At 55.8% G+C, this 26,455-nt stretch carries 2 protein-coding genes; both read right to left on the bottom strand.

Going from position 1 to position 26,455, the window contains the following annotated elements:
* Window positions 1-74: 74 nt before the first annotated feature.
* Window positions 75-1,259: a hypothetical protein gene (locus QEH53_RS13035; protein ID WP_309023644.1), complete on the bottom strand. Its 1,185-nt coding sequence runs from the start codon at window positions 1,257-1,259 to the stop codon at window positions 75-77.
* Window positions 1,256-26,422 (bottom strand): DUF4347 domain-containing protein, encoded by a 25,167-nt coding sequence (locus tag QEH53_RS13030; RefSeq protein WP_309023643.1) that lies wholly within the window; start codon window positions 26,420-26,422, stop codon window positions 1,256-1,258. Before QEH53_RS13030 ends, QEH53_RS13035 begins: the two co-directional genes overlap by 4 nt.
* Window positions 26,423-26,455 lie beyond the last annotated feature (33 nt).

The raw sequence follows: 26,455 nt of genomic DNA, 5'->3' as shown, positions 1-26,455 counted from the left end.
GTGTTAGATTAGTGCCTAGCAAAAGCGAAACCGTCATCTTCACACGGCCTTCGCAAACTCTTTCACTGTGCCCTTTAATTCTCGGCTAGTTTCCAGAAAACCGGAGTAGTTTCTGCCAATTCCTGCGAAACAATCCATCGAGTCGTGCCACTTGTCGCCACGAAGGAGCTGTCCGGCACCTCTTCGAAGGCGAGTAGGTCCGTTGATTTGAGCAGCGAATACTCTCTACCGAGACCCAGTCCCGTCGCTGTGATCACGAGCTCTCCGTCCGTCAGGTCGATCCGGACCTTTGGATCCGGCACGCTCGCTTCAAATCCAACTTCCGATGCGACAAACAGTCTGCCGGACGCATCTTCACTAATTGCCGCAACCTCCGGAGCTCCGGGCAAAGATGCTTGGGCAACGCTCGTAGTCAATTCTTCCCCGGCCAACGCAAAGCGAATCAACAGGTTCTCCATGCCACCGGCTATCCAATCACCTGCGGAGGAAAAATCAATCGCAGTTAGAGTTTCGCTAAACGTCTGGGAATCGCTCGCGATAACGGAGCCATCGGTCGCGAGAACCGCGAGAAAGCCATTCGCTCCTACCATGCCGAACTGACCCGCTCCATTTGCCGTGATTGCGGAAACCGATGTCGTCTCCGCTGGCAGGGTGACTTCGCTCCAACTCGTTCCATTGGTAGACCGAAAGGCGATGCCGGTTCGCCCTCCACTCAATTTCCAGCCTCCAAGCATCCAAGTCGTGGCAGTGGTATCGTAGTCGATTGTCTCAATTGATCCTTCTTGCGAAAAAGCAACCGAGCTCCAATTCACGCCATTGTCTGTCGAGCGCAGGAGATACCCTTTGCCTGTCGATTGGCCCGCAGCGATCCACGTACCGGCGCCATTTGTGGCGGCACTGGTCAAAGTCGCGAAGCTTAACGGAAAGCTCGCTTCGCCCCACGTCACACCGGCATCGCCGCTACGCAGCACCACGCCCCCTTCGCAGACCGCGATAACAACTTGGCCACTGGCAGCGAGCGCTTGCGGCTTCTCGAATGGATCCGAAGTGAAACTCACGCTAAACGAACTGCCGTCGTTGGTCGAACGGAGCAATTCCCCGTCCGTGCTAATCGCGAGCAACACGTCGCCAGCGACTTCCACATCAACAAGACCGCGATTCAGGAAAGACACCTCCCCTACCGCGAAAGGCATGAAGCCTAGCAGTGCCGCGAATACGGCTAGCGCGAATCTTAAGAAATCTTTTGCGGGTCGAATCATTGGCCAAATACGAGAAAGATTACGATAAACCCACTGCCGCGGCGGAAGATGGTAGCTCCATTCACGACCACTTCGTCAGCTTCGACAACAAGGTCAACCAGCCCGAAAGCCTGGATACGCGGTACGGAGGAAGCAACGAGGTTCGCTCCGGAAGCTTCTTCAAGCCGGAGGATCGAGCCCGAACTACTGGTGAACGTTACTGAACCCGCAGTCACCGCTCTAGAGATTACGAGGTCGCCTACCGCACGAAGCGTCAGGGATCCAGCGCCCGTTTCCAAGCGACCGGTCACATCCATGGCGAAAGCGCCTTTGAGCACGTCGATCAAAGTGGCGCCGCTGCCTGCGTTAACGAGGTTTGCGGTGAGATCGAGCTTTCCGGAAGCGACGGTGAAGGTGAGGTGTCCAGTGCCACCGAGCAAACGAACGCCGTTGCCTACAATCTCCGTCGCCGCAAGCGCTTCAAGATCGATCGAACCACCGTTGGACACGGCTTCCACTTCTGGGGAATCGAAGCTAACTGGCGTATCCGTTGAACCGATACCCGAGCGAGCGATCAGAATGACACGTCCGTTTGGTGCCTCGATTGCGGCATCGCTGTCGCTACCCATGAGCACTCGCTCGCCAGAAAGCTCTATCGTGCCATTTTCGCTGCGAACCGTGGTATTGATCACCAAGTCGCCGGCAGACTCGATTTCGATCGTACCGTTTCCGCGGTCGACAATCGCTCCGCCCTTGCTGCCGATTTCACCATCGAAGACGAGGTGGATGCTCTGGCTGGCGCTGCTCTTCAGGTCGAGACCGAAGCGACCTGCCTCAAAGGAGCCGCGGTGTTCGAAGCTCAAGCTTCCTTCAGCCTTCAAATCGGTGCGGTCCGTTTCCATAACTATCGGCGCGGATACGCTGCCAACCGAACCGGAAGCGTAGAGGCGTAGGTAACCGGCAGTGATCAGGGCCGCATCCGCCGCGCTGGAAACCGCTTTCACCGAGCCAGAAACGATCAGCTCGAGCTTACGGCCTGCGTCTAGGGAACCGAGCGTCAGATCGCCGCCGATTTGGATCAACGCGTCGCCAAGCAGAGCGCTGATCGACGAGTCAACATCGAGAGAAACATCGCCGGAGAGGTAAAGCGTGAGGCTGCCTTCGGTGGTTTGCAGCGTAGCCGCCTGAGCAGTCAAGGCATTCGCTTCCAGCTCGATCATGCCAAATACTTCGATATCCGCCTCCAGAACCAATTCGCCCGGCAAACTCCAGAACAGGCTGCCATCTTCGACCTTGACGTGATCCGTAATCGTTAAGTCACTAGATTTTTGAGACAGATAGAAACTGCCGTCGCTCTTCAAACGAGCTCCCGCGATTTCGGTTTCACCAGCCAGCGTCAAGTAGACCGAACCACTTTTGATATCCAGCGAAACGACTGGAGCCGAAACGGTGAAGGAACCTCGGCCGCTTCGGCCTACACCCTTGCTAGAGATCAAGTCAACTCGCTCGCTTGCGGTGACCGCATCGCCTGCAAGAACAACCTTCTGGAATATTCCATCGCTTGCTTCGAGCCTTGCGTTGACGGCCGCTACACCTGCATTGAGCTGGATCGCGCCGCGCTTCGCGTTGGCGAGCAGCGTATTCGCCTCTAGAGCTGCATTGAGGGTAATCGAGCTCGCGCTCACCAAGGAAAGCTGGCCGTCAACGATCATGGAAACGCCATCCGAGTCTCCGTCGTTGAGAGTGATCGATCCAATCGTAGTGGTGATGCTTGCCGATCCGGAAACCTCGAAATTGCCGAGCGCGGCGTCATTGATCGAGCTGGTCGAGCCATCGGAAGCAACGCGTGTGACCGATGTCGAAACAGCGCCAATGCCGAGGCTGCCAGCGTTCTTCAGGTAGAGATCGCCTTCCGTGATTGATGCTGAAAGCAAGCCAAGTCTCGTTTCGAGATCGTTCGCGGCGGTACCCGCACCGCTAACCGCAGCAATGCGTAGGCCTGCAGCGAATACATCGACCCAATGGTCTCCACCATCGACAACCGCGGCCGCGACTAGGGAAACGTCTGCATTCGTGCGGATACCGCCGAGGCTTATGGTTGTTGCAGCTGCGACACGAATATCGCCGTTCCCTGCGGAGAACAGGCTGTGATCCGACTGCGTCACAGCGCCGGTCTTAGCGTTGATGTCGATGGTACCGTTTCCTCCGGTTTTCACGGTAGTAGCACCGTAGAAGATAACGTCCTTCGCAGCCGCCAGGCTAATATTGCCCGATGAACTTGCGATACCAGCTTCCGCCAAAATACTGCCCGCAATCGCGTCGATCGAAATCGAACCCGAACCGTGAGCCACCACCGCATTATCGTCATCAGCAGCGCTGCCATCTTCCAAAGTGAGCTCGCCCGAAGTCGAACGGATCAGGATCGCGCCATTTCCGGAAAGAGTACGGACATCCGATTGGGTCGCATCCGCAACTGTGCTGGTTGTCATTGAGTTGCTGACACGTCGTACGCTGGCTGAAACATCGGAAATCGTCAGCCCATCGGATTCGAGAAGACTAATACCGCTGGCGTTCGCCCGAGCGCTCAGAGTAACGACGGCACTCTCGATCGAGTTTGATGCAGTACCGATTCCATTGCCCGCAACCATGCGTAATCCATTAGCGACTACATCGACGTAGGTGTCGCCTCCGTCCAGGATCGATCCGCTGCCGGCGATCAAGGAAACGTTCGTGTTCGTCGAGATGCCGCCCAGTGTGATGGTGTTTCCAGCTGCCACACGGATATCGCCATTTGCCGAGGAAAGCTTGCTCTTGTCATTAAGAGTTACACTACCGGCAGTCGCTTCGAGATCAATGGTGCCGGTTCCGCTGGTGATTACGTCTGCGTTGGAGGCGAATGTGATCGCATCGCTAGCAAGAACTGAAATGGAGCCACTTCCGGAAACGATGTCCGCGTTGGCGTTAACACCCTTGCCACTGCCGCTAGCCGAAATGAGAACGAGGCCGGAACCGTGAGCGCTGACCGCTCTGTTGTTCGTAGCGGCGGTGCCGTCGTCGAGGGTTATGCTGCCGTTGCTGGTAAGAAGAACGATTGAGCCATTGCCTGCGGTGGTGATGACATCGGACTGGGTCGCGTCGGTGACGGTCGAAACCGCAGCGTTCGCTGCCACCCGAGAAATGCTGACTACAACGTCGCCAACGACCAAGTCGTCGCTTTCGAGAATGTTAATACCGCCCGAAGTAGCGCGAGCGCTCAGCGTGCCGACTTTGGTTTCAATCGCGTTTGCTGAGCTACCTACTCCAATAGCGGCTACCAAACGGAGGCGGGCTGCTTCCACGTCGATGGCGAGATCGCCATTGTCGAGAATTGAACCGGTTTCAGCGATCAAGGAAACGTCAGCGCTGGTCTTAACGCCGGCAAGATTGATCGTACCCTTCGCCTGGATACGAATATCTCCGCTGCTCGCAGTCACATCGCTGCCGTTCGCCATAGTCACATCGCCCGCAGCAGCGATCAGCTCGATCGTGCCCGAGCCTGCGGTGGTGAGGTCCGCGTTGAGAGCGATCGCGACCGCGGAGTAGAAGCTGAGGTGTCCGGTCCCGCTGGTGGCATTGGCGTTAACCGTGATATCGCTTCCCGCGCCGTTTGCGGAAATCAGAATAACACCCGACCCATGAGCAGCGACCGCCGCATTGTCATCAGCTGCGGTACCGTCATTGAGAGTGATGCTGCCGGTAGTCGTGCGGAGAATGATCGCGCCATTTCCGCTGCTCGTGACGAGATCGGACTGAGCAGCATCAGAGATTGTGGATACCGTGGCGGCCGAGGACACACGCTCGATGCTCACAGCGACATCGTCTACGGTGATTGCGGCGCTTTCAAGAATGCTAATACCTCCGGAAGTGGCACGTGCGCTGAGGGTGGAAACGGTGGTTTCAATCGCATTCGAAGTAGAACCTACCCCAATCGCTGCGGAGAGACGCAACCCGGAAGCAATGACATCCACCGCGGCATCACCGTTATCGAGAATCGAACCGGTCTGAGCGATGAGTGAAACATTCGCCTGGGTTTCGATGGAGCCGACCAAGATAGTGTTCGCTGCGACCACTCGAATATCGCCAGTGACAGTGAAGAGCTTGCTCTGATTAGAAAGCGTTACATTTCCTGCCAAAGCGCGAAGCTCGATGCTGCCTGCAGCGGCCGCGCGAACATCCGCCGTACCGTTGAAGGTGATGGCATCTGCAGCGACCAAGGAAACGTGGCCGGTCGAGCTGACGACGTCGGCGATCGCAACGATATCGCTTCCCGTTCCACCTGCGGAAACTAGAATATTGCCACTGCCATGGGCAATGATCGCAGCGTCGTTGTCCGAAGTTGTACCGTCGTTCAGCGTAATCGAGCCAGTTGTTGTACGCAGGATGATCGAACCGTTACCCGCGGTGGTCACGATATCGGATTGGGCAGCATCCGTTTGAGTGCTGACAGAAAAATCAAACGCGGCGCGCTGGATCGAGACAGCAACATCATCAATTATCAGAGCGTTCGTCTCAAGAATGTTGATACTACCAGAAGTAGCACGGGCACTCAGCGTAGCGATAGTTGTCTCGATCGCGTTGGCCAAGGTACCGACGCCTACTGCAGCCTCGATTCGGAGACCCGAAGCGACGACATCCACGAAACTATCGCCATTATCAAGCACCGAACCGGTAGTCGCGATCAGCGAGACATCGCTGCCGGTCTCAATACCACCGAGGTAAATAGAACCTTGAACGACAACACGAATATCACCGTTCGCCGCTAAGAGTTTGCTCGTATCAGATAACGTAACATTTCCGGCAAGAGCGCGGACTTCGATGGTACCCGTCCCTGCGGTGCGAGCGTCTGCGCTGGCTGTGAAGGTGATCGCATTGGCAGCCACAAGGGAAATGTGACCTGAACCGCTCTTGATGTCGGCATTAGCAATGATGTTCTGTCCGGAACCGCTGGCGGAGATCAGCACGATGCCGGTTCCATTTGCGGAAATCGAAGTATTATCGGCGGCCGCGGTGCCGTCACTAAGAGTGATCGTTCCATTGGTCGTGCGGATGACAATCGATCCATTACCCGAAAGCGTGGCCACATCCGATTGCGTTGCTTCAGCAATCGCAGAAACAGTGGCATCTGACTCTACTCTCTGGACGGTAGTCGCTACATCACCCACAAGCAAGTCGTTCGCTTCGACGATGTTCACTCCACCTGCGGTGGCGCGGACGCTCAAACTCGTGATATTGGTCTCGATCGCATTTGCAGACGAACCAAGTCCAACACCTGCTTCGACGCGTAATCCTGCAGCAACTACATCCGTGAAGGTATCGCCGTTATCGAGTACCGAACCGGTAGTCGCGATGAGCGAAACGCTCGCCAAGGTTTCGACGCCACCGAGATAGATCGACTTGGCAGCAACCAGGCGGATGTCGCCGTTTTGAGAGGACAGCTTGCTCGTATCCGAGAGTGTGATATCGCCAGCGTTCGCTACTAAATCAATTGTGCCCGTTCCGGTGGTGGCCGTATCGGCAGTCGCGGTAAAGGTAACGCTGTCATCCGCTTGGATGGAGATGTGACCGCTTCCACTGAGTATATCCGCATTGGCAACAACATCGCTATCGTCGCCTGAAGCTGCGAGCAGGATGACTCCAGAGCCATTCGCGGAGATCGCAGTGTTGTTTGCCGCTGCAGTGCCATCGTTTAGTGTGATCGTTCCATCTGAGGTACGGAGAATGATCGAGCCGTTGCCCACTTCGGTGAAGATGTCGGACTGAGTCGCGTCAGTGATCGTGGATACAGCGGAAGTCAACGCCACCCGCTTGATGGTAACCGCTACGTCATCGACCGCAATCGCATCGCTTTCGAGGACGAACACGCCACCTGCGTTGGCACGAGCGGTGAGGGTGTCGACTGATGTTTCGATGGCGTTAGCGGAAGAACCTATGCCCACGCCTGTAACTATTCGCAGGCCAGCAGCCGCTACATCTATATAAGTGTCACCCGCGTCGGAGATACTGCCAGTTGCGGCAATCAGAGAAACGTTCGCATCGGTCTCGATGCCGCCTAGGACAATCGAATCAGAAGCAAGCAATCGGATGTCACCTTCGACGCTTTGAATCTTGCTGCTATCGGAAAGTGAAATATCGCCCGCAGCAGCGAGCAATTCAATCGTTCCCTCGCCTGCCGTCTCGAGATTTGCGCCTGCGGTCAGCTCAACGCCGCCTTGCGAGGCGAGCGTGAGATGGCCCGTACCACTGGCGATACCTGCGTTGACAGTGATATCGGCGCCAGAACCTTCAGCGGCAACGAGAACGTTGCCCGCGCCATTGGCGGAAATCGCGGAAGTATCATCCTCGGCGGTGCCGTCGTTTAGAGTAATCGATCCGGCAGCTGCACGGATCACGATGGAGCCATTACCAGAGATCGTATCGACATCGGACTGCGTTTCATCGGTCGTGGCTGTCAATTCCGCATCCGCACCCACGCGTTGCACGGTGACGTCCACATTATCAATCGTCAGACCGTTGCTTTCGAGAATATTGACGCCACCAGATCCTGCACGTGCTGAGAAGGTGGATACACTAGTTTCGATCGCATTGGTCGAACTGCCAACCGCATCAAAGACTCCGAATCCGTTTCCGGCCACCACGCGAAGGCGATTCGCGACTACGTCAGTGAATGAGTCTCCTGCATCAAGAATCGAACCGTTGCTCGCGATAAGAGAAACGTCGGCTGCAGTTTCGACTCCCCCTAGCGTGATCGAGCCCGCGGCCTCTAGGCGAACATCACCGTTCGCGGCGTCAATCAGAGCCGTGTCGTTCATTGCGATCGATCCCGTCGACGATTCAAGATCGATGGTACCGGTCGAACCTGTAGAAATCGTCACCCCTGCGGTGAGTGCGAGCTGGTCGACTGCCAAGATGCTCACATGACCGCTGCTGGAGGAAACATCCGCGTTTGCGGTCAGGGCCGCGCTGGCGGAAAGCATGATCTTGCCGGAACCGTGAGCTAAAACCGCCTCACCGACCGTCAAATCGCCACTGCCCGTGCGGACTACGATCGAGCCGTTGCCCGCCTCAGTGGTAACTCCGGCGTTTGCAGCAGCTGAGAGCGCATTGAGGGTCGCATCGATATGGACGCTATTGATCGATTTCCCCGCAGTCGCCCCAACAGTCAGCGAGCTGCTGTCGAGGAAGTTGACATGCCCGGAAGTCGTGTTCTGCGCAGTCAGGGTAGCGACTTCGATTTCGATAGCATTGTCGGTACCGGACCCAAGCAACCCAATGCCTGCGGTCGCCTCTGCGTACAGTTCACTGGCGTAGATGTTAATCGCATCTTCGAGGCGACCCTTCGCATCCAGGATGGCACCGTCTTGGGCGTCGATGTGAACGTAACCCCAAGCAGCCTGCCCAGCGAGCGATTCCGCGAGACGATCTTCGTTGCTGCGAGCATCGACCACGCCCAGCGCTACGGACTCTGTCGAACGGAGAAGAATGGACTGAGCATCGGTCTGGGCGATCGCATCGGCAGCCATTTCCAAGTATCCGAATCGTGACCACAGAACCAGCTCGCCTGCACCGTCTTCAACGATAGCCGAGGAGCCAGCGAGCATCCGCAAATCGCCATCGCTGATGATGGAGAGATTTCCAGTGGCGGTCGTAACCGCTGCATTTACAATCAACTCGACACCATTGTTCGAATCGTCCTCGGTTTCTAGGAGAAGATTGCCGGAACCGGAAGCCGTGACCGGACCATTAACCGTGAGGTCGCCTTCAAAGACAGTAACGACTACATTGCTATTGCCAGCCTGGGCTACGATTCCCGCAGCACCGATGATCAAGCTGTCAGCTTCTTCAAAGACGATGTTGCCCGAGGTGGAATTGAACGCGGTCAGCGTACCGACCGAAGTGTCGATGTCGGCAGTATTCACATCGCCGATACCATTGACGGAAATAACATGAGCCGTCGTGGAAGTAACCAAGTTCGGCGCTTCCGACGCGGTGTTGTCGACTACCTGATCGCCTGCTTCGATCGTAAGCGCACCCGTCGTTGCGGTGACGATCGAAAGAAGAGCATCCGTGCCCGCGGCGAGCGCGATATCGCCCACCTCGGAAATAGTCTGCGTACCGTCCGCCATGCGAAGTTCGCCAGCAGTCGCGGTGATACTTATCGTACCAGCGGATTCGGTGACCACGTTGGCGTTTTGGCCGATATTCAGTGCGGCCGTGATCTCGATGGAACCACCTGTCGTTTCGATAGCGATCGAATCAGCATCGACTCCATCGTTTAGTGTGATGCTTCCAGTTTCGCTGATCAACTCGATGTCGCCAGCGTCTGAAGCCGACAGATCGGTCGTGGCGGCGGAATCGGAAACATCGCTCAGGGTGTTGGCGAAGGAAACACGTTTGACGGTTACGATCGCAACGGTGCCGATAACAATGTCGTCAGTATCGCTGAAACGGATACCGCCCGCAGCCGCCGCAGCCGCAAGCGTTGTCACAGTCGTATCGATAGCATCGGACGATCCAATGCCCACACCTGCCAAAATTCGAAGGGCGCTCGCGATCACGTCGCGGCTCACATCGCCACCATCAGTCACGGAACCGTCGATCGCTTGAACCGTGACATCACCTGCACCGGCGTCGACACCTGTAAGTGCCACATCGGTCTGGCCTACGATCCGAACCGAATCGTCGTTGCTAACGATACGTCCAGTACCCTCGATCGTGACGCTACCGTTGAGAGCTTCGATATCGACGGTTCCCGAAGTGGCTGCTTCGAGCTTGGAACTGATCGTGATAGAATCGGCGGCGAGGAAAGTGATGTTGGCCGCGTTTGCAGTGACGTTTGCGTTGGCAACAATATCGGAATCAGCGCCGCTAGCCTCGACGAAGACTTGACCACTGTTTCCTGATACGACCGCAGCAGAAAGAGTGATGCTACCGGCAAGCGAACGAAAGAGGATCGATCCGTTTGCAGCGGCGTTCTCGAGCCCAGTTCCCACGATTTCGACTGCCGTTTCTTCGGTGATGACGATCAGACCGGAAGTGGTATTCACTGCGGACAGCGTGCCCGCTTCCGTATTCAAATCTCCAGCGCCCAACGAACCGATGCCAGTCGCCGCTTCGAGAACCACCAGACCAGTGGTTTGGACGTTCGGCGTTTCGGCAGCAGTATTGTCGACGATGTTCTCAGCGGAGCTGCTGACCGTAATCTGTGCGTCCGTGCTGCTTACGACTGAGAGTTCGATCGATCCCACCGCATCGAGGCTAACGTTGCCATTGACGCTCGTTGTCGAAGTGCCGTCCGTCATGCTGATACCGCCTACGTCCGCCAGCAGATCGATGGTGCCCGCGTCTCCAGTAGCGATATCGCCCTCTTGGGTGATGGAATTCGCATCTACCGAGATGTTTCCTGTCGCAGAGCGAATTTCAGCAGTTGAGCGAAGCGTAAGCGTTCCAAGATCAACATCGAGAATTACATCGCCACTGCTAAACGCACGGACCAAGGACGCTAGCTCTAGATCGCCGCTCGGCAAAGTGAGGTAGATTGATCCGCTGGATGATTGATTCGTGACGCCGCCACGGTCAACCGTGACATCCGCCAGTCCATTGAAGCCCGTCAAAACAATGTCTCCGGAAATTCGGTTGTCGGCAGTCAAGTAACGGCCTGCGAAGTTGACATCCTTTTCCGTACCAACGGAACCGATACCGGTAGCGGCGGAGAGCGTGATGACTCCGTCAGACGCGGTGGTGTCGATGTTAGTTGTTTCCGCAACCGTGTTATCGACGATGCTACCGTTATTCGTGCCATTTCCCGCGGTGACGACAACAGTCGCGACTCGATAGACCGCACCTGAATCGTTGCCTGATTCCGTGATCAAGCGAGAAAGGTAGATGTCAGCAGTCGCCTTGTATTCAATCTGGCCAATACGGTTTTGAGCGACCGCGCCATCGGCCATGGCGATCGAACCGTCTACTGCTTCTAACGTGATACCCTCGCCCGCCGTGATGTCTTGATTTTGGAAGATCGTACCCGCTTCAGCGATGACATCAACGATGCCCGCGCCCTGCGCTGTGACCGTTCCGTTGAGATAAAGATTGTCCGATGCGACTTCCAGAGAGATCGATCCATCACCAGACAAGGTATGCAAGCCATCGGCTACAACTTCCAGCTGGTCCGTGGCACGGATGTAGATATCGCCGCTCGTGCGATTGGTTGCAGTTAAGCGAGGAACTGTGATGTTAATATCCGCTGTACCCGTAGCGCCAATGCCTGTTTCGGCTTCGAGACGGAGCAGCGCTTCTGAAATGATATTCGGCGTTTCGGCTACCGTGTTGTCGATAATCGCGCCAGACACGGACACTCCGGATCCAGCAGTGATTGCAACATCTGCGCTTCCATTTTGTACCAAGGACAGTGATACATCACCGGTGGCCGCGATATCAATTCCGGCGTCGCCGGTCGAGGTCGTCGTTCCGTCCGCCATGGTCAGCGAACCATTGGTGACGTCGATATCGATCGAACCGGAGGTAGAACTCACGTCCGCGTTTTGGACGTAGTTTCCGTTTTCAACTGCGAGAGCAATTGAGCCACTACCGTGAGCCGTGATTGCTACATCCTGCGTCAGATCACCAGTGGTAACCGTCAAAAGGATTGGACCGTTTCCTGCCAACGTCGTAACAGGACCGAATACGGTGAGCGTGTCTGCTTCCGTGATGTAAATTCCTCCGGAAAAACGGTTAGTTGCAGCGAGTCCGCCAATATCCGTATCGAGGTCTTCATTACCACCGGCTCCGCCGATACCTGTCTTCGCGTCAAGAGTGACATTTCCGCTGGTGACCAAATTAGCGATTGAGTCATCAGCCGTATCTAAGTCTAGGATCGCCCCATCGGCGGTCAGAGTGATTGCTCCCGAAATCGCGTCGATATTACCGACTTCGAGATTACCCAAGCTCCCTTCAGCGGTCATGGTTACGTCGCCGCCGTTCGTGTTTACATTCTCGATCTTGAGACCGTCGATGTCCGTCAGGTTGAGAGATCCTGCTCCTGTGATTACAATTCCCGCAACGGTCTTATCGCTCGCGGACGGGATGACGCCTGCATCAATAGTCTGAGTCGTAATGGTGTCGACTACGGTGCGAAGCGTCACATCAGAGTCCGCTTCAACCGAAAGCAGGTTCGCCACGATGCGGCCACTGCTTTGAGTGATTGCCCCAGCTGGTGCGTGCAGAACGATCGAGCTGTCGGAGCCACGGGTTGCTTCGAGGATCGAAACTTCCGCAGTATCGCCATTGAGAATGATATCGCCGCCGTTTTCACCTGCAACGATTTCGATGCGGCTATCGCCGGACGAAGCCGTTGTGTAAAGACCGCCAGTTGTATTGACAGTAGCACTACCGAGCTGCGCCGTGCCCGTCCAATCAAAGGACGTTGTATCTGTGCCGGTACCGGCCACGCCACGGCCGGCATTGAGAGAGATCTTGTCGAGGGCGAAAACATCCGCGTTGACGATGATGTTCTCCGCCGCTTCTAGACGCAGCCACCCGTTGCGTTCCTCGAGAGTACCGCCCTGAGCGTTGTTGATCGTCTTGTTTATGGTAATGCTGCCAGTACGGGCAACCATGCGGAAATAGTCGACGTCCGGATTAATATCGAACGGCTGCGTAACAACGATGTCGCCGCCATAGACTTGCGTGCGATTGCGGAATTCTGCACTTACGCCGCTGAGCTGTGTGCCTACGAGGCCGAAGTAAACCGTACCGGTTCCATTCTGGGCATCACCAATATTGACCGAATTAAAACCGGGCTGAACGGCGAGCAGATCGTTGCCGTTAAGGTCGAGACGATTGAAGAATGAGGGAGCACCGATCACACTGTTTCCAATACTGATCGCACGTGCCGTGTCGTGAGGTTTGAGGGTGAGATCGGATGCTATTCCCGCGCTCGTGACAGCACCGACGAGGTCGATGTTATTGGCAGTAATCACAGCGTCGCCATCTCCGACTTCCATGAAGTTCACCTTGACCAAGGCGTTCGTGCCGGTCGTCGTCACATCAAGCGAATTCACCACGACGAACTGTTGAAAGTCTACGTTTCCGCTGGCCTGTTGTATTTGCAGGTCACCTACAAACACGTTGTTACTGAAAATAACATTAGCCGCGGCAGCGATCGTGAGCGGTGAGGTACCGAGGTTCACTTCAGCCGTATTACTAAAGGAAACCCCTCCGTTGCTACCAATCGTCAAGCTATCCGGCGTGTAGCTCGGATTGTTGCCGACGCTGGCGCCGAAGGTTACGAAGTCGCGGGCGAAAAGATCCGCTGCGCCGCTGAAGTTGAGTTGAGCAGCTGAGGCGAAGGAGATCGAGCGAACCGCTTCATAATCACTGGAGTCACCGATTTGGATGTCTCCACCCACTTCGACACTCAAATTGAAGCGAACGTCAGAAGCATTTTGAATGATGATGTTACCGGTCACATGAACCTCGCCGTCGAATGATACCGAACCAACGTTTTCAAGGATCAAGTCACCATCGATATATACGTCGTCACCGAAGTTAACCGTTTGCGCGTTCTCAATCGTCAGCGATCCAAGCGGCCCGGTGCCACCAATCTTGCCTTCGATTGTGATGTTTCCAGCAGCGTTCAGGATAACGTGCTCCGCATCGCCGCCCGCAGTACCGTTTAGCGTACCCGGATTCTGGAAAGTGATGTAGGAGCCGCTGTTGAACCGGTGCGTTGCGCCTTCGTTAATGATGAGGGCGTCGTTATAGAGGATTCCTTCAGTGACATCTGTAACGCCATCGCTGAAGTGCGAGGTCGTGCCCGCGCCATATACGATGAGCGAACCCTTCACCGTGGTGTTCTCGAAGAAAAACTCATCCCCACGCAACACCAGAGAGTCTTGGAAAACTGGAGTCGCAGTGACGACTTCGTTGCGTCCGTCTTCGCGGCCGACCTCGAAGCTACCGAAGCCTTCTTGGAAGTAGTCGATTTCGTCTTCGTCTAGACCGAAATCATATGGCTGCGCGATGGTGACGCGTGGCGTGAAAGTGTAGTTGGATCCTGGATTCGTGATTGTATAGCCAGTCACCTTGCCGTTCTCAACAACAGCGACCGCACGCGCTTGTTGACCGGGAGCAGCTATTTCTATCTGTGGCGAGTTCGTGTACCCAGAACCTGCGTTCGTTAAGCGCATTGCAGTCACCACACCAAGTTCAGATTCGTGATCGAGAGCGATCACAGCACCGCTACCGCCACCACCGGAAACTGAAACTGTCGGAGCAGTTGTGTATCCGGATCCTGGGTTCGTAATTGTGTAACCAATCACCTTTCCGAGGCCATCGATGACAGCTTCGGCTGTCGCTTGCGTGCCCCAATCAACGTCAGGCGCGCTGATGGAAAGGGTTGGAGCTGAGGTATAGCCACTGCCACCACTCGTGACGGCGCCACCAAAGAGTCCATTCACATGAGCTGTCGCAGTTGCTTGCGTGCCGCCATCTAGATCAGGAGCGGATAGCGTAACCGTCGGGTTCGACTGATAACGAGTGCCTCCATAGGTGACTTCGAGGTCTGAAACCTGTCCGTTGCGAATCGAAGAGACGCCAAACGAACGATCGCCCGGTGCATTGATGTAAATGAGCGGTGCCGATTCGTAACCACGTCCCAGCCAATCGAGCGAGAGAGAAACCACTTGGCCATCCTCGACCACTGCGCTCGCGCGAGCGCGGCTACCCGCCATGCCAAGCGGCACGATCGGACTTACAGGGCGAATAGAGAGACGATTGCCGTTGTTCGAATCGACGAAGGAATTCACATCCACGTCGTCCGCCACGATGGTGATGTTGCCATCGCCAGAGCCGAGACGGCCGCCGCGATAGAGGATGTCTCCAATCTCGTAAACCTTGCCGTTAACGACTGTCTGCTCGCCGTAGGTTTCGTAGATCGGGATGGTCTTTTCCGCATCTTGCCAAAGCAAGTCGCCGCCTGCATTGGTACGCTGGACCGGAGCTCCAAGATCTATCGAACCAGAGAACGTAGCGATGTTGATATCGGAGTCCTTTGTACTGACTCCGTTGATACCATCGCGGTAGCCGATGGAGAATCCGTCGTTTTCAAGAACGTTGATCTCACTGTTGCCCACCGATTCGGCGACCGCAACCAGATCGCGCACATCGGTCAGGATCGGTCGGTCCGCAATTCCCACTGAAGTGGCTGTATCCAGAATGAGGAAACCGTTAGCTGCCTTGATTTGCCTGGTCTGTCCCGTTGTTACGAGCTTCGAAAGACCGTTGGAAACGATCTCTACAGAAGGAGCAAGCGCGTATCCAGCGCCTGGGTTCGTGATGTTAAATCCAGTCACCTGACCGGTCGCGCTATCGATGACCGCCGTCGCCTCCGCAACACCGTCGATCTTAACGCTTGGCAAGAAGTCGAGGTTGTACCCTGCCCCGCCATCGGTTACGTTGATTGCAGTGATGCGTCCATCCGCATCAAGAACTGCTTCAGCAGTCGCGCCCATTCCACCAGATACGATATCTTCGAGCGTATTCGTATTGAGGTAACGGAAATCGCCGTTCACCCACTCTACTCCCGATCCGCTTTGCAGGCGGGTTTCGGCACTGGTGATAACGCCACCTTGGCGCGAGCGCAACGTGATCGTACCGCGACCATCGCCGGCTCCGATCGGAGAGCCCGCAGCCGAAGAACTAATCGATGCATCAAGGTAAATGCTGTTCGGCGAAGTGATGGCAACTTGCGGAACCGGAAGCGTGGAGTACTGGCTGCCTTGGTTGATGACCGATACGCCGGTGAGGGCGCCCGAGGAACCGATTTGGCCAACGCCTAGCGCGCCAGAGCCGCTGGCGCCTCCATCCACTGTAACCAGAGGATCGAAATTGTAGTTGGATCCTGGATTCGTGATGGTGTAACCAATCACCCGACCACCGCTTACGATCGGGAGAGCGGTCGCAGCGGTACCGTTTCCGCGAACATCCAAAGTGACATCACCGTTGTTTATCGCCGCAAGAGGATGCTCGACCGCGAACCCTTGGAATGTCGAAATGACAATCGTATCCGCAGAAATTTGGCTCGACTGGGTAAACTTATCGACATCGAGATCGAAGCGGCCGCTGAGATTTAAGTCGCCCACGGTCGCATGCGAAGCGACAGCGTTGACTGCAACGTTTTCGATCTCATCGCCAAAACGGATATCTTTACCTCCCTTTGAGATGACGTGATAATCGTCGACGCGACTGATCTCGAATACGCCTTGCTGCGAGGGATTGACGTTGAAGACAACCTTATCGTTGCTGCTAACGCGGTTGACGAGCGTCACGGAAACGGAGTCGCTATAGTTCTTACCCTTTGCAACGAAGTAGATATTCGAGACGCGGCCATACTTGTCGATGCTGGCTACGGCCCGCGCCCCCGTGCCAGTCGCATCGGTGATTACGACTTCTGGAACAGTTGTGTATCCATAACCGGTGTTGGAAAGCTCAGCCTTAACGATCCCACCACAATCCGTGAGCGTCACATTGCTAACAATCGCTGCGTTGAGTGGAATGAAATCGTCGTCAATGGTGATACCCGCAGCGGCGACATCCGACATGTCTTCGCCGTTGAACTCGTAAGTGTCGTTGCCGAGCCCACCCCGGAGCAACAAGCCATCGCTGTGCGTTGTCGGGTCGGTGAAGACTAGCTCGTCACGTCCCTGACCACCACGAATCTCGGTGATGTCTGGCATTTGGAATGACAAGGTATCGTTGCCGCCCGCGGCTATCGTACTGGTGCCAGTGCCCTGGATCGTTCCGTTTAACGGACTAAAGAGGTCCGTAAAATCGAGTCGGTTTACTTCTGCGGTAGATTTTAATCCCGTCGCGTCTACCGCGCCGAAGTAACTGTCGAGGACGACAAAATTATAACTGCCTGCTCCGCCTCCAACGATCGTATCGGCGTCCGAGCCTGGCATAAACGTGTTTGTGCCGCTACCGCCGGAGAGCGAGTCCTTACCTGAGCCACCTTCAATCGTTACGATACCGCCGCCAACAGAGATGACGTCATCCCCAGTATCGCCACGGATGTAGCTTTCGTCGGAGGCGTGAACAGAGCCGATGGTGATGGTATCGTTGCCGACGCCACCTTCGATCTCGACATCGATTCCATTGAGGCCGGATGCGTTGATCACATCGTTACCCTTACCCGCGTATCCAACAACTCGACTCACGCCGGTGAATGTTTTGCTGAAGCCACCGAAGCTAACTGTAACCGTCGAACCACTACCGGAGAGCGTCCAAGTTTCCGAGCCGTCGACGATCTGCGAAATCGAACGCTTGTAGAAAGGATCCTGATTGCTGATGCGCTTGGCGCTGTTTTCGCCCATGTGCAGCAGCAGCGTGCCCGAGTGTTCGACACCGTTTTCGTCAATTGTCTTGGTGAGGCTGGCGAGGACCGACGGGCCGTCGTTTCCATCTCGCTTAAGGGTGAAAACCGTGGCGCGGGCGAATTCCTTGCCCCAGCTCGCTACCGTGACGCGCTTGATTCCGAAAAGATACGGAACCGGAATCATGACTTTGGCGTACCAACGTGCGTAGACCTCGCCCTTGATCTCGATGTCAGCCAGATCGAGCGGATTCCCCGTGTAACTGACGATCGCGATCATCTCCTTCGCGCGAATTTTTCCGTCGTTGTCCGGATCGTTCAGGTTAACCGTCCCGGTCACTTCAAAACCACCCTCTACGCCGCCCGCAGCAAGGTAAACATCGACGCCGCCGTAAAGAGCGATCGTTCCCTTGACGTAGAGCTCTGGAATGTCCGCACCCGTGCCGTCCGCGTTTTCGCGGTCGCTGATGTAGAAGCCGTCGAACAGATCAAGCGGATCCTTGCTATCAATGAATTCGTAGAACCCGAGCGTGTCGTAACCAAAAGCCAGGCTCGTGCGGATCTGGAAGCCGAAGCGAACACCTGCCACAAACGGTCCGAGGCGAACGAGATCGAAATTGAAACCGGCGCTAATATTGACCGAAGGCAGCTTGAACGTAACCAGAGTCACGTTTTCTCCCATCAAGAGACGGAAAATCGTGATGGGGTCGTTCAAGATTGGGATGTCGAATCCACCCTTCTCGTTCTCGTTGGTGATTCCGTCTTGGGGCTCGTCCTTGTCGAGGTCATCGGTCGCGCCGAGAGCATTCTGGACCTTCTCCAACTCGGATTCGGAGTTGGCGATCATGCTTTGGTTACGCTGCGTAACTGATGGAGCGGAGACCTCGCTATTGTCGTAATAGATGGTTTTGCCCATACCGGGCTTCCCCGCCGGCCCGTTGGAAATCTTGGCTAGCCAGAAATTGCCGATTGGCAGATAGACGTTCGCATCGTCGGGCACTTGTGCCATGACGCCGGCGAGCTGGCGTACTAGTATCACCATTTCAATTACGGTGGCGACTGCCTTTCCGTATCCACCGCCGAAGGTGTAGAGAATGTTGGTGAGCGTAATGGTACGACCCGCGATGTCGGAAATGACAGGGATGCGTGTCTGGATCACGTCGATGATCGGATCGAGAGGCTTCATGGCTCTGTCGATCTCCTCGGCGATTGGCTTTATAAAGTCATTGAGGAATTTGCCGAGGTCGAGACGGATGTTGTTGAATCCAACTTCCGGCACCCAATCGATTTCGTCGTTTTCAACGCCTACGCCGAGACGGTACTCGACCGCAAAGTCCAAGTTAAAGTCGAGCGTGATACGTGGCACGTTCGCGTTGTCGGAAACCGACAGTACCATGCTCAGGTTGAGCACGACGTCCGCGCTCAGGGAGAGGTTGATCAACTCCGCGCCGGATTCACGAATCTCGTTCCAAGTGACTCGGTCGTCCTCGTCCGGATCGACGATGTCGATACCGATGCGGCCAGCGATGCGGGACGGCAACTCGTTGTTGCGATTAACGCCGGTGTCGCCGTCGTTGCGCTGATCCGTGGTGATCTGGTCACCTTCGAAATAGTATTCTGCGTCGCCCTTCGGATCGAGTCCGACCTTGATTTCATCAACCGCATCGAGGCGGAAGAAAAAGAGCGAGCCATAAGCGCTGAATGGCGCTACGCGGTCGTAAGGAACCATTTGGTCCGTATCACGATCTTCTTGTCCGCGATACTGGCCGAGTAAATCGAGCGCTGCGGGCACCCAATTGTTAGAATCATCCTGTGCGGCAACTACCCAAAACGCTTCGGGAGCTTCCACTTGCGGTCCACCGTTCGGCAGCTCATCTTCGCAGTCAAGAGCGCCTGAGGAACCATCATCGATCAAGACGTCCGGATAGTTGTTGCCGTTGCCATCGACCTTAATCACAGCAAGAATATCGCGGTCGCCATTGCCTTGCGGGGGACCACGCACCCAACCTTGGTGACTGGCGCTAACGCCCTCTTCCCAATCGCCAGCTCGGCGATCCCAGATGGAGAAATTAGTTCCGCTCGATGAACGAGGGCGTACTTCGAAATGATCTTCGCCACCCTTGAGACCCGCTTCGAAACGAAGCTCAAGCTCATTGGCCAAGGCGCTGCTATCCACCGTCAGATAGAAACCATCCTCAAGATCCACACCAAATCCGATTTGCAAATCCCATGCGACCTTGAAGCTGAAACCTCCGTCAACGCCAAGAGCAAGCGCGGGCTGAAGCGCATCAAAATCAAACGGAATCTCGACACCCGTATCTAGCAAGACACTACCAATGCGGAAACTAAACTCCATGGACTGGGCGCCGTAACCGCCGCCATTGGTCATGGGATTTCCGTTCGCATCGAGGAAGTCAAAGGTCACATCATCTGGACCTTCCGCGCCAACCATTCCATCGATGCCGTTGATTCCGTTTTGCTGCAGCAGAATACCAGCTCCATCGCCTCCGAGGCCGTCGTAGATTGCTTCCTTCGCGGTTTGGGCAAACTTCTCGCCTTGACCACGCAACTTACCACGCATATCGGCGAGCCAGCCATCGCGGAAGGAGAAGATGCCGCTTACGGCACTTGAAAGAGCCGAACCGATAATCGGAATGTCGAGGCTATCCAATCCGGACAACGCCGTCTGAATCATGCCGAACAATACATCGACACCGTCGAGCAAGATCGCTGGATCCCGAACGATATCGAGAATCGTTGGAGCCTGGATACCGGTGTCTTCGCTTGTTGGATCTGGAGCGAAAATCGACACGTTACCCGAAGTCGCAATTCCAATTTGGTCCAACAGCCCTGGTTCATCAGCGAGCGTATCGGAATCAGAAACGAATGTTCCCAGATCGAGGATGCGCAATTCGAAGATATTCCCACCGACTACAACGGAATTCTCGAAGCTGATATAATCTTCGTCCGGATCATAGAGAGTGAGCCCGTCGATTGTACGCGAATTAAAGGGGTTGATCGTCTCCGTCGGCGTATAGACTGGCAAGTTGACTTGAGCCGAACCTGTGAAGTTATCTACATAGCTGCTTGGCGTGAACCTGTCCTCGCCATCGACGTCATCCAAGTATAGGGACTCGGAACCGTTGGCGTCGCCGTCGTCTAAACGGAATGTCATCTTGGCCGCATTCTCGCTAGTGAGATGAACCAAGTAGGACGCTCCATTGGAGTCTCCTACGTTCGTGAAAACCGGAGCGCCATATCCATCAAGCAACGTCGCACCACCGATGTGGAGCATGCCCTTGCGGACAAAAAGGCCGATGGCGCCTTGCGGTGTGGAGAAATTCAATTCGTCGCCAATAACGATAAATTGAACATCGACGCTCGTGCCGGTGCCGGTGTTCTCGTCGTATTCATATAAGAAGTACGTTGGGTTCGCGGGATTGGTTAGATCAATCCCAACGGAAACCGTGAATTCCGCGTAGCCTTCGAAAGTGACAGGCGTCTTCGCGCCTGCGTCGACGATCCGCTTGAGGCCGCCGATTTCGCTGTCGACGAAAGCTTCATACGCGTCTGGATCGATATCGACCTGCTTGCGAACCGTTGTACCGGTCGCGTAAGTGAGGTCGATACGATAAGCGTCGTTGCTCGAATCCCAAGCAACGGAAAGGAATTCTTCGGGAAGTCCGAAGGCGGCCAGCAAACGATCGGTCAATTCCGTAGCGTCGCTCGGCGGATTCGCGGCGAAGGCGGCGATACGATCAGCGAAGTCGCCAGTGACATTCCAGAACGATCCGATGGACGCATTGATAAACGGCAGATCGAAATTCAGCAGGCTATCGTCGCCTTGCAGCATTTCGTTGATCGCGTCCAAGGCCTTGGTCAGCGCGGTGACGACTGCATCAGGAGAGAAACCACTTTGGCGTCCGATCGCACCAAACGCTGGAGTCAAATTCGGGAGGAAGCTAATCGTCGCGTAGTTCGGATTGACCGCTTCTTCGTAGGCCTTGACGCGAATTGCTCCGCTCTCATCCGCGAACTGGAAAGTCGTCGAAAGATCGCGATCAACAGAAACGCTGCTAGAAATTTCTTCGCTCGCGGTCGCGAGGTTCGTGTTAAAGTCAGCGATCAGGTCCGCCAAGCTGTTGTTGTTCGAAGCTTCGGCAACCGTAACGGTAACGACAAACTTCGAACCGGCGTAGAAGAAAGCCAAGGTCGCGTCGGCACTGAGACGACCCGTCGCCGCGCCGTTGGAATCCTTGATCTGAGTTTGGACTGGGATCGGTGTGCCGAAGTTGACGAGCTGTTGGCTGGTCAGGTCCGTTAGATCAGGAATGGAAATTTGGATCGCCGCGTCATCCGCAATCGCTCCAGCATCTGAAGAAAGATCTTCGAAGGTGATGGTCGTGCTGGCGTCAGCGTCGCCCGCTTGATTGGTGACCGTGCGAACGAGCTCCGCTTCCGGATCGGAAATGACCGAGCGGAAGGTCGGCGTTTCGCCGTCGAGGCTAACCGATGCTTTTACCGAAACCGCGCCGCCGGAGAATCCGTCGAAGTCGATTGAGTTGAAGCCGAGTTGACCGCTACCGGAAGCGCTGGCAACCGTGAAGCCGAAGTCGCCGACTGCGATTGGGTTCGCCCCGTTATCGTGGATACGGATGCCTGCTCCGCTCGAAGTTCCACTCAATCGGGAAACGTCGCTCGACTCCCCGGCCTGGTCGTCAAACTTCAGCGTCGTGACAAACGTATCATCGCGGTCCGCGGTGAGGTTCATCGAAAGCGCCCAGCTCGATTGAGTCGGGTTCTTGGCGAAGATACGGATTTCTTCCGAGGTGTTGCCCACGACTGAAACGAACAAGTCGCCGGAGAGCGAAGTGACTTCTTCGTCCGCGTCGATCGAACCGTTCGCGTTTGTATCTATATATACATTGCCGAGCAGCAGCTCCGCGAGGCTGACGAGATCGTCGAAGCCCGTGTGGCCGGTCGTTTGGGAAGCATTGATCGGAAGCAAGTACGCCTTGCTGTCGTAAGTGAAAGAAAGCTGCTCGTCGGCAGTGAGAACGCCGGTGGTGTTTTCGAGATCGTAGCTGCCGAGCTGATAGCCGTTGGTCAGCTCGATGGTCGAGTCGCTCGCGGCACGGGCGACGAACGTGTTGGAAATAAGGTTAACGGTGGCGGAGTCGCTCTGGCGTTCGGCACTGACGAGCGCGCTGTTCACATCACCGACGAGATCGTAGATGGTCGTGTTTCCTGTAGTCGAGGAGCTCGTGACGGTAACGTTGTACTTTTCGCCGAGAACCATATCGACCACGAAGTCCGCATCGCTCGCGAGAACGAAGTCGGTGATCGTGCCGCTGGTGAAGCTGATCGCGTTTTCTGGCGCCAACACAAAATCGATTGCGAACGCGAGGCCGATGTCCGGCGTGAAGGAAACGCTGCCGCTCGACTCGATTTGTCCGAAGGACGAAACGGGGAAGCTGAAAGAAACGTCGTCGCTAAAGAGGTCCGAAGTTCCCGTCACCGCGAACTGCATCGTCACCGTATTAGAGTCGCGATCGTAAAGAAGATTGCCAGACGTGAGCGGCGAGCCCGTGAAGCTGGAACTGAGGAAATCCTGAAACGCGCGAAGTCCCGCGGGACGTGTCTCCGTTGCGATGCGGCCGGTGGTGAAACCGAGGGGAACTATTTTTGCGGCATCGCCTGCGGAAACGAGTGACAGCGTGAAGCTGCTCGTCGGGTTTGCGGTCTCGCCATCCGCCAGCAGATCAGGCAGGTAAAATTCGAGATTGCCGGTGCCAGAGTTGATTGCTTCGCCGTTGGTATCGACGACGCGTACCTTAACATGGCCCGCCTTCGCGCCGAGCGCGGTGTCCACGATGCCTTGGAGGCGTGTGAGGAAAGTAGCGATATCAGACTCGCCGCCAACGCTGGCAACATCGAGCGTCACTGCGGAGTCGCTGCCGAGCTTGAGAGAAATCTTCGCTGCATCGATCAGCGGAAGCTCGAGGGGAAGCGTCGCGCGGTAGCCGCCGTTGGCTTCGGTTTCGAGCAATTCGAGTTCGTTGTCCGCCGGAATGAATCCGAACTTCGCGAGATCGCCCGGAGCATCCGGATGCGGCAGCAACGTGAAGCCGGTTACGTCCGAGCTCGCATCAGCGAAAAACGCGAGCGACTCGGAGCGGACCTGAGCTTGGACTTGGCCGAGCAGGCTGCTCGCCGCGTCGAACTGCGTGTTGATCGCGCTCGCTACGTCATTGATTGTGAAGCGCGCTCCGGCCGGTACGGTGATTTCGAAATAGTTGTCTAGGTCGCCATTCAGTACGATGGCGAACTTCATCTCTTGGCGAACGAGCGAATTGTTCGTGCCGCTGAGCAGATCGGACGCGAAGTTGGAATCGTAGTTGATCGCTACCAATTCCTTCTTGCCGGGCATCACCATCAGCACGTCGTTGATGTCGATCTTGGATCCGATCTCTGAATCAAAGAGAGATTCCCAAGCGAACAGATCGCCAAACGTCACTCCATCGAGATACGGAACGGAAACGCCAAACAGGTCGCTGTCGGAATTTTCCAGCGTGTCGTAGAGCTCGCCCACGTTGAGGATCGCTTGGATGACATCTTCCGGAGCGAGCAAGGCGAAGGCGCGCAGCTCCTCGAAATCAACCGCGGTGTACTCTGGACCGACTTCATCGAAAATGTTGTCGTCGTAAACGGTGACTTCCGTGTTGGAGGTGGTGATCTCCGTTCCGACCAAGCTGGCGGTGATTGGGAAAACCGCGTTCGCCTCGCCATTGCCTTCGGAGAAACCGGTGAGGTTCGAACCGTTTTTCGCCCAACCATCGAGCGTACGGCTCTTGTCGTTGCTGCTGTCGAAGGTCGCCGGCAGATCGACGATCACGCTGCCGTAGGCATCGTTTGTCGTGCCGCGGGCCATTCCCACTTCTACGTCAGTGTCGAGATCTGAGAATTGAAAACCGCCAAAGCCGCGCAAGGTGTTAACCGTGACAGCGCTCTTGTTGTCAGCGACTGAAGCAGTGTCAAAAGTGTGGCTGCTCAAATCGAGAACTAAGTCGATACTGTACTCAACGCCACCACCCGCAGCGAAATTCGGATCGCTGGGCAATGTCAGACCGAGGTCGTCCTGGAGCTGGGCGAGATCGACCGGATACGTTCCGGTCGGGTCAAACATGCGAAGATCAATGCTGATTGAAAGGCTGCGCCCGACATCGGAGTCGCGCTCGAAGGTCGCATCAACCGTGTATTCGGAGATCGCGTCGCTCATGCCAAAAAGGCCCGCGAGCGTGATGATCGCGTCGAGCTGGTTTTCGATTGCAGTCTCCAAGCCAGCGACGCTGGTCAGACTACTGTTATCAGAAAGGTAATTGCTAACCGTCGACTCGAGATTGAGAAACGTACTCAGATCGGTCGGCTGGTATGTCTTATTGTAGTCCGAAACTTCATCCCCATCCTCGTTGTAACGACGAGGATAAATGAGGTCGCGCAGCGTTTGCTGCACATAAGGAACAACGGTTTTGTCGTTCTCATACGGTTTAAATCCGCTGGTTCCAGTGTTCGCCGAGAGGCGAGTCGCGAAGCCCGTGAGGATGTCGAAAAATTCGTTGATCGCGCCTTGAACGCCGGCGTCTACCCAAGCGTAGTCGACGACTACCGTACTGGCGCCAGTACCCGTTTCGTCGGAGGTATTAGTGACGCTCCAAGTGAGAGAGCGAGAACCTTGCACGATTTGATTCGCGGCTCCCGTGTTCGTGAAAGTCACATCCTCAAGGATGTCTTCGTAGACCGAAGCGGCCGCATTGCCGGTCAAATTCAGCCGCTTGCCGATGGAATCGTAGCTCCAGGAAACGCCGTTTCGCGAACCGCTCGTCGCGCCAACGATGCCGAGCACATCGTTGCTCGTGGAGCCTGCGTCGACGAACGCGCTTTTCAAGGTGCCAGACGAAATCGTCAAATCGCTCACCAAGTCAATGGCGCCGTCCAAACCGTCCCAAGTCTTGGTACCGGATTGTCCTGAAATCGAAGGAGCGGCCAGAGTGATCGCCGCTGGTACGACGGATGCGACTTCGCTTGCGAGCGCGTATGAACTCTCGGAAGGCGCGCCGATGGCAAACTCTAGAGTCCAGTCCGCCTCGTTCGACGAGCCGGTTTCGTCGTCGGATGCCGCGACGTTGAGGCCAGTGACCTCGGAAATTCGATACAACAACGAAACGCCTTCTTCATCCGCTGCCAAATCGCAGCCGTAGATGAGAAGATCGCCGCCCTCTTCTACCCAAGAGCCAATCTTGCCGAGAATTTCGGCGTATTCATCAAACGTCGACAGCGACAATACATCGTCGGTACCCAAAATCAAAGCTCCCGGTCCACCGTGACTCACCAAGTGGATCGAAGATACTGGGCCGGACTCTTCTAGATAAGAAATGATTTGCTCGAACGCTCCTTGCTCGCCGTCGAGAACGACGAACTCCGCATCGTCGCGGTCTTGGCTTTCCAGATCCGAGTTTGCCGCATCCGGCGTTAGGAAAACGACTTGGCGTTCTGCAGCTTGCTGGAACAACACTTCGTCGCCACCTGTGAAAATTGCCTCTTCCACCGTAGCAGTCGCAGCATTGGCCGCCTGCTCCATCAACTCGACCTGCCAAACTGGAATTTCCGGGCCGGAGTTGAAGACACGGTCCAACCCACTCCCGTCCGTCGGGGTTGCCGACAGCAGGATTCTTGGCTCGAGGCCCTCGACAGAGAAGTCGAGTTTGCGGGATCCGGTCATTGTGGGAGGTTAGAGAAAATAGAAAAAGCTCAC

This window comes from Pelagicoccus sp. SDUM812002 (assembly GCF_031127835.1).
GTDB lineage: Bacteria > Verrucomicrobiota > Verrucomicrobiia > Opitutales > Opitutaceae > Pelagicoccus.
The sequence above is the reverse complement of the archived record's forward strand: the minus strand, read 5'-3'. Positions and strand labels throughout refer to the sequence as shown.